Consider the following 12,946-nt stretch of genomic DNA (forward strand, 5'->3'; position numbering starts at 1 on the left):
TGTTTTGGGTACGGAAGTTTCTTTAGCTGAACAATATTAATCCATAGTGTTAAATGCTATTCTGTTCGCAATAGTCAATTTACAGCTTTTAGCTTATTGATAACGATAAAAAATCCTTAGGTTCAGACGCTTCGATGACAGATCCAGAATTGCAGGTGTTGACCCGCATCCAGGCCATTATGGCCAATGAAGAGCAGGTGATTGGTCGCCGCGGCGTGTTATTGCCGCTCAAGCAAGCCATTATTGGCGATGGGGATATGCGGGTCGTTATCGAGATTGTCGCCGGCGATCCGGCGTTGTCGGCCCATCTGCTGTGGCGCAGCAGTTGCGCCCATGGCAGTACCAGCAACAGCAAAAACCGCTCGCTCAAAGAGGCGCTTATCCGCTTGGGCCATATCAATATTTATCGTTATGCCTTCACTTACTATCTGAAAGAACGTCTGGATGAATTACCTCAGCCATACCGTAAACTGGTGCATGGCTACTGGCATCTGACGGAGGGTATTGCCCGCGCCGCGGCGGAGTATCTGGCGCAGCTGCAAGATTGCAAAACTGATGCTGATGAGGTGCATACGCTGGCGCTGTTCAGTGTATATGGCCAGATTATTGCGCTGACGGCATTTGCCCATCTCAATGCCGAGTCCGAACAATCCTATCCTCTGGCGGTCATGAAAAGTCTTATCGACACCCAACAGTTGGCCCTGTCGATTGAAGCTTTTAACTCGCTGAATCTGGATGCGCAGTTGAGTAAAGAGTTTCTGGTCGCCCACAATATTGAAAAGAGCGATGACCCATATTCTCCAGGTATGTTGCTGCGTACAGTACTGGCCAGAAAAGGGCTGCTGCTGAACCCTCCGCCAGCCAGATAACGGCGGCATGACTTTGCTTTTGAATGAATAAGGCCCGCATTTGCGGGCCTTGTTGTATGACTTGCAGCGGTTTTACGCAGCCCGTCTGTGCTCGTTGAGCAGTGACAGCAGGCTCTGGATCAGTGCCGCATTGGTAGCATTGCGATGATAAGCACCGAACATGGGGCGCAGCATGCCTTCCTGTCCCAGTCGCACTGTGGTCAGACTCAGGCCCTGGGCTTCGGTCACTGACCAGCTGGGCAGGGCAGCAATACCTTCCTGGCAGGCGATTCGCTGCAGTAACATCATGGTCAGATCGCAGGTTTTCTGCTCACCGGGCAGTACCCCGGCCGGTTCCATAAAGTGGCGGTAAATATCCAGTCGCTCCAGTGGCACCGGATAGCTGAGCAGTGGTTGACCGGCCAGATCTGCCGGCGTCACAAAGGTGTTGTTTGCCAGTGGATGAGACTTGGATACCACCAGTTTCATTTCATAGTCGAACAGATGCTGATAGGCGATTCGATGGCTGGGGGTGGGGTCCGCAGTCAGCACCAGATCCAGTTCTTCCTGCTCCAGTGCGTGAATGGCGTTGAACAGATGACGACTGGACAAATTCAGCTCGGCGCCCGGGTGTTTCTGGCGGAACTTCTCCATCACCGGCATCAGCCAGCGCACGCAGGAGTGACACTCTATCGCCACCGTCAGTTGCTGGCGTGCTGAGGGAACACCGCGCTTAAGTACCTGTTCTATCTCCATCACTCTGGGCAGGATCTCCTCTGCCAGCTGCACCAGACGGATACCTTCCTGGGTGAACGACAGCGGTTTGCTCTTGCGGATGAAGATGGGCGAGTTGATCCGGGTTTCCAGCTCTTTAATCTGGTGCGACAGGGCTGACTGAGTCACAAAGCGTTTCTTGGCGGCGGCCGCCAGGCTGCCACTTTCTTTCAGTGCCATCAGGGTGCGCAGGTGCCTCAATTCAATCATTTTGCCTCCATCAGCTGAATTATCCTCAATCGCCCGGTGAATAAAGTTCGTCTGTAGCAGGCTAACATAACAAACTTCTAGACGTCTAGATGCCTACTGTTCTGCTGACAGAAATATTGTTTCTGATATCCGTGCGCCGGACAGGGTTATTCCTGCTGTTGCGTTGGTGTTTACGAGGGACCGTTGCGATTATGCCTCCTTGACCTGAACGCCAAGGAGGCATACTCATATATTGATGAATTATTGAACTCAGGAGGTTGCCATGAGCCATGTGTACAAAATCATTGAACTGACCGGGTCATCGCCCATCAGCAGTGATGACGCCATTCGCAACGCTATTGAAGCTGCCAGCCAATCGCTGCATCATCTGCGCTGGTTTGAGGTGGTGGAGACCCGGGGGCATCTCGAGGCCGGGGTAATTGCCCACTGGCAGGTGACCATCAAAGTGGGCTTTACGCTGGATCAGGATATCAAGGACAGCTGACTTAACTCTGCTTCAGCCCTTGGGCTCAGGCATCCCTGGGCAGACCCTTTTCGACGGCGCGGATTAGCCGCTGCTGTTTGCGGTTGATATCTGCCGGGGCGGCAGCCCGCAGGCTTTGCTGTGCCAGTGCCCAGCGCACATGTTCTTTGACCATATCACTCAGTTCCGCTGCATTCAGTCTGGCTTGCAGCGCCGCGATAATTGCTTCACTGTGAGGCGCATTGCCCAGCGCCACGGCAATATTGCGCTGCCATCTTTGCCAGCCGATGCGACGGATGGCGCTGCCTTCAGTAAATTTGAGAAACTGCGCTTCACTCCAGCCAAACAGGGTCAGCAGCTCCGGTTGCTGCAGCGCCTGGCGGATATGAAAGTCGGTCTCCCGGGTCAGTGGGGCGCCGGCATTGACCGGGCAGGCCAACTGGCAGTCATCGCAGCCGTAAATGCGGTTGCCCAAAAGCGACCTGAGATCTTCAGGTATGGCGCCATCCAGCTCTATGGTCAGGTATGACACACAGCGGCGGCTGTCGACCACATAGGGCGCGACAATAGCACCTGTGGGACAGGTTTTGATGCAGGCGACACAATGACCACACTGCTCAGCCACCGGAATATCCACCGGCAGCGGCAGATTGATCACCAGCTCCCCCAGAAAAAACCAGCTGCCGGCATCTTGGTTCAGCAGCAGTGAGTGCTTACCTGTCCAGCCTAAACCGGCCTTGTCGGCCAGCGGCCGCTCCATCAAAGGCGCCGAGTCGACGAAAGGGCGGTGATCTGCGGCGCTGAATCCCTGCTGGGTGAGCCAGGCATCGATACGCTGTCCCAGCTGCTTCATACGGTTGCGGATCAACTTATGGTAGTCCCGGCCACCGGCATAGCGGGATATATAGCCCATATTGGGATCGCGCAGATTGCTGGCAAAACCGGCATGTGGCGGCAGATAGTTCATCCGTCCGACAATCACCCGCTGAGTGCCCGGATGCAGTTCATGGGCGCGGGCGCGCATCATGCCGTGACTGGCCATATAGCTCATTTCACCGTGGAAGCCCGCATCCAGCCAAGCCTGCAGTTTAGGTTCCTGCTCGGTCAAATCGGTATCGCAAATACCTGTGTGGGCAAACCCCAGCTCCTGCCCCCACTGTTTTATCAGCTGAGCGAGTTGGTTGAGGTGATGGGCATCGACTGGGCAGGACATGAAGATTCGCAGTGAGTATCAAAATTGCCGTTATGATAGCCGCAGCGGGCGCAGGACTCCACTTCCGGCCCGATTAAAGGCAAAGCTTTGAGTTGCGGCGGGGTGACAACTTTGCAACCTGGTCGGGATAAAGGTATAACAGAGCGTTTTTTACCATTTGGGATAATGACTTGATGAAAGCTTTGATGACTCCCGGGCTGCTGCTGGCCGGATTGCTCAGCGCACCTGCGGCAATGGCCGGTGACTCACTGGAAACCTCGGGTGATGTGTTGCATCTGTTGCTGCCTGCCACAGCATTGGGCGCCACGCTGTTTTACGAGCAGGGTGATGAAGGCAGTTGGCAGTTCATCAAGGCAGCGGTCAGCTCCCGGGTGGTGACCGAAGGGCTCAAATGGGCAGTGGATAAAGAGCGTCCCGATGGCAGTGGTAATGATTCCTTTCCATCAGGCCACACGGCCGACAGTTTTATGGCGGCGACCTTTATCAATCAGCGCTACGGCTGGGAGTGGGGCGTGCCAGCCTACGCGGTGGCGACTTATGTTGGTTACACCCGGGTCGCCAGTGACAAGCATGAAGTGGAAGATGTATTGGCCGGTGCGGCCATTGGGGCGCTGGCCGGTTGGTTCTTTACCTCGCCCTATGAGGGATTGACCATAGTGCCGGTTGCCGGCAATGGGCAGTATGGCCTTTATGTCAGCGGCCGGTTTTAGCCGTGGCGCTTCGCAGGTATAATCGCCGCCGTTTTACATTCGAGAAAAGATGATGAGCGACTATCAAACAACCGCCCTTACTGTGGCAATGAATGTGGCTTCCAAAGTGATGCCGATGGACAAGCTGCCGGAAAACCTGAAATCAGCCTATGACGATTTGGCTGCGCAACTGCTCAAAGATGAGCAGCAGGTATTTGCTTCTCAATGGAATGCTCTGCCTGCCAGTGCGAAAAAGCTGATGACTCAGGCGGAGTTTCACGGCTTTTTTATCGCCCAGAGCTGGCTCAAGCTGAGCATGGCCGGCCAGCAGTTGGCTGAACTGGCTGATACTGATGATGCCATTGCCGAGAAGGAGTATCAGGGGATTTTCGCCAATCTGATTGAAGATGCCCTGAAAGAAAGCCTGAAGAAACTGAAAAAGGCGCGTACTGACCGCTCTATGCTCAACAGCTTCAGACAGGTGATGGCGGACTGACGCTATTGCCGCGCTGAGGCTGGTTACAGTTTCAGAACAGATGAAAAAACGCCCGGCTATTGCCGGGCGTTTTTATTTGCGAATGCGCGGTGACGCTGATCGTGTCAATTAGAATGAGGTACGCTTGTAGTGGCGATATTCTGGTTTCCAGAAGTTCTTTTCAATTGCCAGCTTCAGCAGATCGTCACTCTTGGGCAGCGCCAATCCCTGCTCGATTGCCGCCTTACCCACGGCAAAGGCGATATGCTTACTCACTTCGTGAATATCTTCCAGACGGGGCAGCAGGCTGCCTTCACCGTACTTGGCCAGCGGTGAGCACTCTGCCAGCGCGCGGCTGGAAGCCATCAGCATCTCATCACTGACATGATTGGCTCGGGTCGCCAGTATCCCAAGGCCTATGCCAGGGAAGATGAAGCTGTTGTTGCACTGGGCGATTTCATAGGTGTTGTCGCCAAATACCACTGGCTCGAATGGGCTGCCGGTGGCCACCAGCGCCTTTCCTTCGGTCCAGTGGATGATGTCCTTGGGGGTCGCTTCGACACGACTGGTGGGATTGGACAGCGGGAATACGATAGGCCGCTCACAGTGCTTGTGCATGGCGCGGATAATCTCTTCACTGAACAGCCCCGGCGCACCGGATACCCCGATAAGCACAGTCGGTTTGGCATTGTTGACCACATCCAGCAGCGAGATGTTGTCATTGACCGAGAAGGTTTCCCAGTGTTCTGTTTTGTCTGTGCTTTGCGCCAGTTTTTGCTGGAAAGGCAACAGATTGGGCATGTTGTCCTGCAGCAGACCCCAGCGATCGACCATGTACACCCGGCCACGGGCCTGCTCATCGGTCAGTCCTTCGGCCACCATCTGGGCGATAATGGCTTCGGCGATACCACAGCCAGCGCTGCCGGCGCCAAGGAAGGTCACGGTTTGCTCACACAAACGGGTATTGGCGGCTTTACAGGCGGCCAGCAATGAGCCAACAGTCACCGCCGCCGTGCCCTGAATGTCATCATTGAAGCAGCAATATTTGTCTTTATAACGCTCCAGCAGTGGCATGGCGTTTTTCTGGGCGAAGTCCTCAAATTGAATAAGCGCGTCGGGCCAGCGGCGGGACACGGCCTCCATAAAGGCTTCGACAAAATCGGCATACTCTTCGCCGCCGATACGGGGATGACGCCAGCCCATGTACATGGGGTCTTCCAGCAGATGCGGGTTGTCTGTGCCCACATCCAGGGTGATAGGCAGGGTATAAGCCGGACTGATACCGCCACAACTGGTGTACAGCGACAGCTTGCCAATCGGGATCCCCATGCCGCCAATGCCCTGATCGCCTAGTCCCAGAATGCGCTCACCATCAGTGACCACTATCACCTTCACCTTGTGACGGGTGGAGTTGTTGAGTATGTCGTCGATACGGTCTTTATTGGGGTAGGAGATAAACAACCCGCGGTTACGGCGATAATCTTTGGAGAAACGCTCACAGGCCACCCCGACAGTGGGGGTGTAGATGATGGGCATCATCTCTGTGATGTGATTCTGGATCAGCCGGTGAAACAGGGTTTCATTGGTGTCCTGAATATTGCGCAGGTAAATGTGCTTATCCACATCATTGCTGAATGCCCTGAACTGATCATAGGCACGGGATGCCTGCTCTTCGATGGTCTCGATGGCATGAGGGATCAAGCCTTCCAGGTTGAAGAATATCCGCTCTTCCTCAGTAAAGGCGCTGCCTTTGTTGATGAGCGGAGCTTCCAGAATCGCGGGGCCGGCGAAAGGCAGATATAGGGGGCGTTTGTTATCGTCCATGGTTAACCTTAGGCGTGTTATTTGTTTTAAATATCAATGCTGTTAAAGATAACACGAAATGTGACCTTTGTCGGTCTGAGCAGTGGGTGCAGAGATGAAAAAAAACGCTGCCGGGTGGCAGCGCTTGTTACTGTACATATTTACTTGCCGCGCAGTTTCACCGACAGGCCTTTGATGAAGTTTCTCAGCAGCTGATCACCACAGACCTTGTAGTTCTTGTGGTCCGGGTTACGGAACAGGGCGGAAATCTCGCCTTTGGAAATGCGGAAGTTGGCCAGTTTCAGTACTTCAACCATGTCATCATCCTTGAGCTCCAGCGCGATACGCAGTTTACGCAGGATAAGGTTGTTGTTCAGTTTGGTTGGCGCTGGAATGGCATCTCCTTCACGTATGCCACGTTTGAAGATGATCAGCCCATCGAGAAAGCGGCACAAATCCTGATCTGAGCAGGGTTTGAAGCCGGGCTCATCGTCTTTTCTCAACATGTCGTGCAGGGTTTCCTGCGGCATTTCATGTTTCACTTTGGCGTACAGGCGGATGACTTTGCCATCGCTGAGATCCAGTACGTAGCGCAAGCGGCGCAAAATATCGTTATTTGTCATTGGTTTTCCGGTGATCACATCAGGGCAACTGCAGCGTCTTCCATCGGGGAAAAGGCTGGCTGCCCGGTCTGAACAATATTCTACCACAGGCGCTCTGTTCCGGGCACAGCGTCATCATTGGTGAGGGCAGAGCCTGTAACGTCCGGTCAATCGTCCCCGCTGCTGATGTGTATTAACCCGGGTGGTCTGAGTTTCAGACTCTCAGCGCGGCCTTCTGTTACTGCCGCGGGATGGCGCCGAACACCGGTAATCACACTTTTGGTCAATCAGGCAGATGGCTGACCCCTACTTCGTCCTAATACTTTTTCCGGATATTTGGGGGAGAGTGAAGAGTTTCAGTTGACATGGCACGGCTCCATTTTAACTTGGTTTGGTTGCAAAAATGTTAATTGCAGCAAATTACAACCATTCAGGGGTGACGGATTTACCCGAAACTGTCTGTCACCAGTCCTGTTCATATTTGGGGAAAGACATGGACCTTTCTAACAAGCTGAAACACACCTGCGCACTGGCAGTGGCGATGGCCATTTCACCTTCGCTGGTGGCCGCGGAAAATGACGATAAAGTAGAACGTATAGAAGTCACCGGCAGTCATATCAAAAGAATCGATCTTGAAGGAGCATCTCCGGTAACTGTGCTGTCTGCCGAGGATATTGCCCGCTCCGGCGCGCAGGATATGTCACAGTTGCTGCGCAAGTTACCTATATCCGGTAATGGGACTTTCTCCACTCAGGGGAACAACTCAGATGATACCTCCAACGGCGGCGCGGCGATTTCTCTGCGTGGTCTGGGGGCGGACGCAACCCTGGTACTGCTCAATGGCCGTCGCATCTCGGTGAATTCCTTCGCCAAGGATATCGATACCGCATTTGTGGATATCAACTCCATTCCCATGTCGGCGGTGAAACGCATCGACATTCTCAAGGATGGCGCCTCTGCACTTTACGGCTCAGACGCGATTGCCGGGGTAATCAACATCATCCTCAAGAAGGATTTTGAAGGCTTTGAAATCAATGCCAAGGTCGCTGACACCATTGAAGACGGCGATGGGCAGGTATCCGCCTCCATGCTGTGGGGCACCCAGGGCGAGAAAAGCCATACCACAGTGATTCTGGATTACTTCAAGCAGAATGAAACCCTGTTTGGCGACCGCGACTATTCTGCCAGTGCCGATCAGACCTCCCGCGGTGGCAGTGATTTCCGCTCCTCAGCCGGTAATCCGGGCAGTTATATTCCGGCAACGATTGGCGCCGATGGTTCCATTACTCCCAAGTCTGATGACTTTAACTGGACTCCGGATCCCAACTGTCCATCGGATTTGGCCAAGGGGGCGTTTTGCCGTTATGACTACGCATCCCACATGACGTCGATCCCTGAATCAACCCGGGTTGGCCTGTCGGTGTTCCACAACTATGAGTTCAGCGATGATCTGAGAATGTTCGCCGAGATCATGGTGCAGCATAACAACAGCATAGTGAAAGGCGCCGCCAGCCCATCCTTCGGCGAGTTTTACATGCTGGCAGACAATCCGTTATTCACTAGCGGAGCTCAGGTCAATCCCTTCCCGGGTGAAGACCTGACCATGCGCCGGCGTTTGACCGAAGCCGGTGATCGCCTCAAGGAAGCTGAGTCCAACAGTGCCCGTATGGTGCTTGGCCTCAACGGCATGCTGAGCGACTGGGAGTGGGAACTGGCTTACACCTACTCTTACAACCGTAACCATGAATATGGGCTGCAGGGTTTTGTGCAGACTCCAAGACTGCAGGCCGCCATCAATGCCGGACAGTACAATCCGCTGAGCCAGACTCAGCCGCAGTCAGTGATCGACGATATTACGGTGAACACTACCCGTAACGGTAAGTCCACCACTCAGGCTGTAGACGGCAAGATAGTGGGTGATCTGTTCTCTATGCCTGCGGGCGAAGTGGCCATGGCAGTGGGCTTTGAATACCGTGAAGAAGAGCTGAGCGACGATCCGGATGAGCTGTTCCTGCGCGGTGAGATCTTTGGCACCGAAGCGACTCAGGCCCGTGGTGATAGGGATCAAACCTCAGTATTTGTAGAATTTATGGTGCCTGTGCTGGAGCAGCTGGAAGCCCAGCTGGCGGTGCGCCATGAGAACTACAGTGATTTTGGTAATACCACCAATCCCAAGTTCGGTCTGCGTTATACCCCGACTGACAACCTGACGCTGCGCGCCAGCTGGGGCAAGGCGTTCAGAGCGCCATCTTTGGTACAGCTGGGGCTGGGTTCCACGCAGGAATCTCCCGGGCTGGTGGATACCACACGTTGTCCGCTGACCGGGCTGGAAGAGGACTGTACCGCGCAGGAGCGTACTGTGCTGTTCGCCGGTAACCCGGATCTGCAACCAGAGAAATCCACTTCCTACAACATAGGTGCGGTGTGGGAAATCATGGATGATCTGTCTGTCGGTGTGGACTACTGGAACTATGACCAGAAGGGGCTTATCACCTCTGATACTCAGTATCTGCTGGATCAGAACGGCAATAATCCGGCAGTGGTCAAGCGTGAGCCATCTGCTGGCGGCGTGCCGGGTCGCATCATCGAAATCTATGACAAGTTCTTTAACCTCGGCAGCCAGTCTACCGATGGGGTGGATTTCGATATTGCCTGGCTGCTCAAGACCAATGGTGCCGGTGATTTTAACTTCAAGTACAACCTGACCTGGGTGAACTCCTTCGATCAGAAGCGGGTTAATGGCAGTGTTGAGCAGCTGGCCGGTGAGTTCCAGCACCCCGAGTTCCGCTGGGTCGGCGGCGTCGACTGGAGCCTGGGTGACTGGCAAACTGCGGCACGTCTGAACTACATAGGTGAGTTCAAGGATGACATTGATGCGGGCGCCACCGGCACTGTGGATTCCATGTTGACCTTTGACATGAATGTCAGCTATGTCGGTTTTGAGCACTGGACGCTGACTGTGGGTGGCACCAACCTGTTCAACGAAGACCCACCATTCAGCGAAGCTGACTTTATGGGTTATGACCAGGCGACTCACTCTGCCCAGGGGGCCTTTGTGTACGGTCAGGCGAGCTATCGCTTCTAAGTTATTGCTTCTCTGCCTGGCTTAAGCAAACTGCAGGCTCAGGCAAACAAAAGGCGACTTGAAGTCGCCTTTTTCATTGCTTTAATCAACCAGACATTGCCCCGGACATACGCTGGAGGCAGTCAATCCTGTTTAAATCGTAGGCTGATCTGCACCGCTCAGCTCTTTGTTCAGCGCGGTTATCATCGCCTCCCGGCGGGTTAGACGCTGCATATAGTCCTTGAGTTTGGGCGGCAGTAATTGCTCAAACCGGGTGGCCCACAGCAGTGTATGGGCCAGCAGAATATCGGCTACGCTCAACTCATTGCCCAGCAAAAATGGCGTTTCCGGCAGCCGGGCTTCGGCAAGCTGCGCCGCTTTATCAAATTCGTACACTGCGACCGGCAAGAATTCTTTATGGCGGTAGGCTTCCGGCAAGGCAAATTTATGCTTGCCCATGGTCCACAGCGGTTGCTCCAGCTCAGTGGTGATAAAGCTTATCCACTCATGATGCCGTGCAGATGCAGCGGTTCCCGGCGCTGGCAACAGTTGTCCGTTGCCATATTTTTCAGCCAGATACATGGCAATGGCGGCGGATTCTGTCATCACCAGCTCGCCATCTTTTAGCGCGGGCACTTTGCCGGAGGGATTAACCGCCAGATAAGCCGGTTCACGATTCTCCCCCTTGGACATGTTGATGTATCGATACTGCCAGTCGAGCTTGAGTTCTTCCAACACCCAGGAGACGCGCAATGAGCGGCTGCGGGGAATGCCATACAGTGTAATCATATCTTGGGTTCCTTTCCCTGTGGGGTATGCCTGCACCAATGAAATCGGTATTGCGCCATTGAAGCATAAAAAACGGCCTCACAGGAGACCGTTTTTGGTATTAATTGATTACAGCGGACGCGGATTATTTCAGTTGCGCCGCAGCCCACTTGGCTCTGGCTTCGCGACTTTCGCCCATGCCATTGAGTTCGCGGAACGCCTTGTAGGATTCGACATCCAGCGCCACCAGGCTGACATCCACTTCCAGCACCAGTTTGCATTCTTTCTTGATGCGCCAGGCGGCAGTGTTGTACAGCTCTGTCAGTGGCAGGCTGGACAGAAACTCCGGATTGTACTGCTGATACAGCGCCTGAGTCGGATACACCACAAAGGCCAGATGACGCTTGGGTTCTTTCTTGAACAGATCTTCGATGCCATCACAGGTGTTGAGTACCTGCATCTCTATGGTGTCGTCCAGATCCAGCAGCACTTTTTGCGCCAGGCCAGAAGCTTCTGCTTCACCGGCTTCCCAGGCGGCTACGTCGGCTTCAGTGGTTTTGGTCAGCTGCGCGACCTGAGCCTGGCTCAGGCCCAGTGACAGGCGCAGGTATTGCATTTCAATGGCATTCAGGCCAATGGTTTTCGCCATGATGGGCTCCTTTAATTATGCTTCCAGCCAGACGTCTTCGACCCACTGCCAGAAGGATTCCCAGGTGTCTTCAGACAGCTGATAGTCCTGCCAGAAGTAAATTTCACCTTCCTGACTGATACAGTAAAAATCATCCCCGACCTGACAAATGGGGATCAGATCCCTTGGCAAACCAATTGACCAGGCATAAGCGGCCACCTCCGGCAGATAGGTGTGACTGCCGGGATCGGCTACAGTAACAGGCTCCAGACTGCCATAAACCACATCGCTGGCATGCAGCAGATACTCTTTTAGTTCAGCAGGCAGGGGGATAAGAATTTCTTCTTCCACTTCAACCAATTGGTCAAAGTCAGGCAAATCCAGGGGCACAGGAACCTGTTCACTCAGTTCCTGCAACTTGTCTATTACTTCATGCATGGCAATTGGGGGAGGATGGGCAATGGCGGCAGTATAGCGGCGAAACAGGCAAATCCAAAATAAACCGGCGCTCAAGAGGCGCCGGTGTCATCGCTGTGTGATGGCCTATCCACTGTCTAGGCAACCCTGAGTGAGGCATCCTGACGCTTATAGTGCAGCCAGGCTTTGTGATACAACTTGTGGGAGTCCTGCTGCAGACGCATAATTCTGGCACGCTCCAGCTCAGTGAGTGGCCGCTTCTGATGATGGGCTCGCAGCTCAATTCCCTGTACTTCCTGGTACGCCTGATGCTCAATCCCGGATTTTATGTCGGCGATTTTACGCAGATGCAACTGCACTTCGGCCATCATGCCGGTTTGTGGCAATTCAATCAGCAGGTTCAGATCGCGATAGCCGGACCGCTTGGGGCTGGCGAAGCGGTTTTTCAGTTGCACTATGTTGGCCTGCTGCTCCAGCGTATTGAAGCTAGTCATCAAATCATCCAGGCTGTCGGCAATCAAGGTGCCGCGGACTATGTCGGTCAGCTGACTGGCATCGCCCTGGAGTTTACCTGCCACTTTTTGCCCGGCGCGCTGACGGGATTTGACATCGCCCATCACCAGTTGGGTTTGTGACTGGCTGGCGGTGTGATTGAGCAGAGCCGTCAGTTCATGATGTGCCGCCGGGGCTTGCTGGTACAGAGTGTTGAGATCGGCACTGTTCTGGCTGATGGGGGAGGCAGCATTGCGCCTCAGCTGGCTGATGCCATGGCGGTCCCAGGCCGGCAATGGCCTGTGGGTTTGCTGCTGTATTGGTGTGCTCAGTAACGTGGTTAATGTCAGGCCGACCGGCGCGGCCAGGCCGGCTTTGGTGCTGAGTAACAACAGCAGTACCAGCAAACTGCGAAACAGTTTATTCATGCTACTCCTGGGGAGCGGGAAATCAGTCAGAGAATTATTGCGGTATGAGACTGAATCAATGCTGAATCAACG

General features: G+C 54.1%; 13 protein-coding genes. 5 read left to right on the top strand and 8 right to left on the bottom strand.

Annotated features, from left to right (window positions below; all coding sequences use genetic code 11):
- Window positions 1–134: 134 nt before the first annotated feature.
- Window positions 135–869 carry an HDOD domain-containing protein gene (locus ACRRUX_RS08170; protein ID WP_432529048.1) on the top strand — a complete coding sequence of 245 codons (735 nt, stop codon included), beginning with the start codon at window positions 135–137 and terminating at the stop codon, window positions 867–869.
- Between the two features lie 72 nt (window positions 870–941).
- On the opposite strand, the gene ACRRUX_RS08175 is transcribed toward ACRRUX_RS08170, so the two are convergent.
- Window positions 942–1,832 (bottom strand): LysR family transcriptional regulator, encoded by an 891-nt coding sequence (locus tag ACRRUX_RS08175; RefSeq protein ID WP_432529050.1) that lies wholly within the window; start codon window positions 1,830–1,832, stop codon window positions 942–944.
- A gap of 262 nt (window positions 1,833–2,094) precedes the next feature.
- On the opposite strand from ACRRUX_RS08175, the gene ACRRUX_RS08180 reads away from it, so the two are divergent.
- Window positions 2,095–2,316, top strand: coding sequence for a dodecin (locus ACRRUX_RS08180; protein ID WP_432529052.1), 222 nt, complete (start codon window positions 2,095–2,097; stop codon window positions 2,314–2,316).
- Window positions 2,317–2,341: 25 nt separating this feature from the next.
- On the opposite strand, the gene queG is transcribed toward ACRRUX_RS08180, so the two are convergent.
- Window positions 2,342–3,508 carry a tRNA epoxyqueuosine(34) reductase QueG gene (queG, locus tag ACRRUX_RS08185; protein WP_432529054.1) on the bottom strand — a complete coding sequence of 389 codons (1,167 nt, stop codon included), beginning with the start codon at window positions 3,506–3,508 and terminating at the stop codon, window positions 2,342–2,344.
- Window positions 3,509–3,681: 173 nt separating this feature from the next.
- Between queG and ACRRUX_RS08190 the strand changes: the two genes are divergently transcribed.
- A complete protein-coding gene (locus ACRRUX_RS08190; RefSeq protein ID WP_432529056.1) occupies window positions 3,682–4,218 on the top strand; it encodes a phosphatase PAP2 family protein in 537 nt (178 codons plus the stop codon).
- A gap of 49 nt (window positions 4,219–4,267) precedes the next feature.
- The gene (locus ACRRUX_RS08195) at window positions 4,268–4,693 is read left to right on the top strand and encodes a DUF3069 domain-containing protein (RefSeq protein ID WP_432529059.1); all 426 of its coding nucleotides are present in this window, start codon (window positions 4,268–4,270) and stop codon (window positions 4,691–4,693) included.
- Window positions 4,694–4,801: 108 nt separating this feature from the next.
- Here ACRRUX_RS08195 and ACRRUX_RS08200 read toward each other — a convergent pair whose 3' ends face one another.
- Both ACRRUX_RS08200 and ACRRUX_RS08205 read right to left on the bottom strand, forming a co-directional pair.
- Entirely contained in the window at window positions 4,802–6,496 is a 1,695-nt protein-coding gene (locus ACRRUX_RS08200; protein ID WP_432529061.1) for an NAD-dependent malic enzyme, read from the bottom strand.
- A 140-nt stretch (window positions 6,497–6,636) separates the two neighbouring features.
- Window positions 6,637–7,098: a DUF1456 family protein gene (locus ACRRUX_RS08205; protein WP_432529063.1), complete on the bottom strand. Its 462-nt coding sequence runs from the start codon at window positions 7,096–7,098 to the stop codon at window positions 6,637–6,639.
- 472 nt (window positions 7,099–7,570) lie between these two features.
- Here ACRRUX_RS08205 and ACRRUX_RS08210 point away from each other — a divergent pair, with 472 nt between their 5' ends.
- Window positions 7,571–10,162 carry a TonB-dependent receptor plug domain-containing protein gene (locus ACRRUX_RS08210; RefSeq protein WP_432529066.1) on the top strand — a complete coding sequence of 864 codons (2,592 nt, stop codon included), beginning with the start codon at window positions 7,571–7,573 and terminating at the stop codon, window positions 10,160–10,162.
- 132 nt (window positions 10,163–10,294) lie between these two features.
- On the opposite strand, the gene ACRRUX_RS08215 is transcribed toward ACRRUX_RS08210, so the two are convergent.
- The 4 genes from ACRRUX_RS08215 to ACRRUX_RS08230 all read right to left on the bottom strand — a co-directional run bounded on the left by ACRRUX_RS08215 (window position 10,295) and on the right by ACRRUX_RS08230 (window position 12,874).
- Window positions 10,295–10,930 carry a glutathione S-transferase family protein gene (locus ACRRUX_RS08215; protein ID WP_432529068.1) on the bottom strand — a complete coding sequence of 212 codons (636 nt, stop codon included), beginning with the start codon at window positions 10,928–10,930 and terminating at the stop codon, window positions 10,295–10,297.
- Window positions 10,931–11,054: 124 nt separating this feature from the next.
- The gene (locus ACRRUX_RS08220; RefSeq protein ID WP_432529069.1) at window positions 11,055–11,558 is read right to left on the bottom strand and encodes a DUF4447 family protein; all 504 of its coding nucleotides are present in this window, start codon (window positions 11,556–11,558) and stop codon (window positions 11,055–11,057) included.
- Between the two features lie 15 nt (window positions 11,559–11,573).
- Window positions 11,574–11,975, bottom strand: coding sequence for an SMI1/KNR4 family protein (locus ACRRUX_RS08225; protein WP_432529070.1), 402 nt, complete (start codon window positions 11,973–11,975; stop codon window positions 11,574–11,576).
- A gap of 116 nt (window positions 11,976–12,091) precedes the next feature.
- Complete coding sequence (locus ACRRUX_RS08230) at window positions 12,092–12,874, bottom strand: GTP pyrophosphokinase (protein WP_432529072.1); 783 nt, start codon at window positions 12,872–12,874, stop codon at window positions 12,092–12,094.
- Window positions 12,875–12,946: the final 72 nt, after the last annotated feature.

The organism is Shewanella sp. GXUN23E (assembly GCF_050865035.1).
Taxonomy (GTDB): Bacteria; Pseudomonadota; Gammaproteobacteria; order Enterobacterales; family Shewanellaceae; genus Shewanella.

What these genes read in the sequence shown, in the direction of transcription:
- ACRRUX_RS08170 (WP_432529048.1), top strand. Translation starts at nt 135, where the DNA reads ATGACAGATCCAGAATTGCAGGTGTTGACCCGCATCCAGGCCATTATG.
- ACRRUX_RS08175 (WP_432529050.1), bottom strand. Translation starts at nt 1,832, where the DNA reads ATGATTGAATTGAGGCACCTGCGCACCCTGATGGCACTGAAAGAAAGT.
- ACRRUX_RS08180 (WP_432529052.1), top strand. Translation starts at nt 2,095, where the DNA reads ATGAGCCATGTGTACAAAATCATTGAACTGACCGGGTCATCGCCCATC.
- queG (WP_432529054.1), bottom strand. Translation starts at nt 3,508, where the DNA reads ATGTCCTGCCCAGTCGATGCCCATCACCTCAACCAACTCGCTCAGCTG.
- ACRRUX_RS08190 (WP_432529056.1), top strand. Translation starts at nt 3,682, where the DNA reads ATGAAAGCTTTGATGACTCCCGGGCTGCTGCTGGCCGGATTGCTCAGC.
- ACRRUX_RS08195 (WP_432529059.1), top strand. Translation starts at nt 4,268, where the DNA reads ATGATGAGCGACTATCAAACAACCGCCCTTACTGTGGCAATGAATGTG.
- ACRRUX_RS08200 (WP_432529061.1), bottom strand. Translation starts at nt 6,496, where the DNA reads ATGGACGATAACAAACGCCCCCTATATCTGCCTTTCGCCGGCCCCGCG.
- ACRRUX_RS08205 (WP_432529063.1), bottom strand. Translation starts at nt 7,098, where the DNA reads ATGACAAATAACGATATTTTGCGCCGCTTGCGCTACGTACTGGATCTC.
- ACRRUX_RS08210 (WP_432529066.1), top strand. Translation starts at nt 7,571, where the DNA reads ATGGACCTTTCTAACAAGCTGAAACACACCTGCGCACTGGCAGTGGCG.
- ACRRUX_RS08215 (WP_432529068.1), bottom strand. Translation starts at nt 10,930, where the DNA reads ATGATTACACTGTATGGCATTCCCCGCAGCCGCTCATTGCGCGTCTCC.
- ACRRUX_RS08220 (WP_432529069.1), bottom strand. Translation starts at nt 11,558, where the DNA reads ATGGCGAAAACCATTGGCCTGAATGCCATTGAAATGCAATACCTGCGC.
- ACRRUX_RS08225 (WP_432529070.1), bottom strand. Translation starts at nt 11,975, where the DNA reads ATGCATGAAGTAATAGACAAGTTGCAGGAACTGAGTGAACAGGTTCCT.
- ACRRUX_RS08230 (WP_432529072.1), bottom strand. Translation starts at nt 12,874, where the DNA reads ATGAATAAACTGTTTCGCAGTTTGCTGGTACTGCTGTTGTTACTCAGC.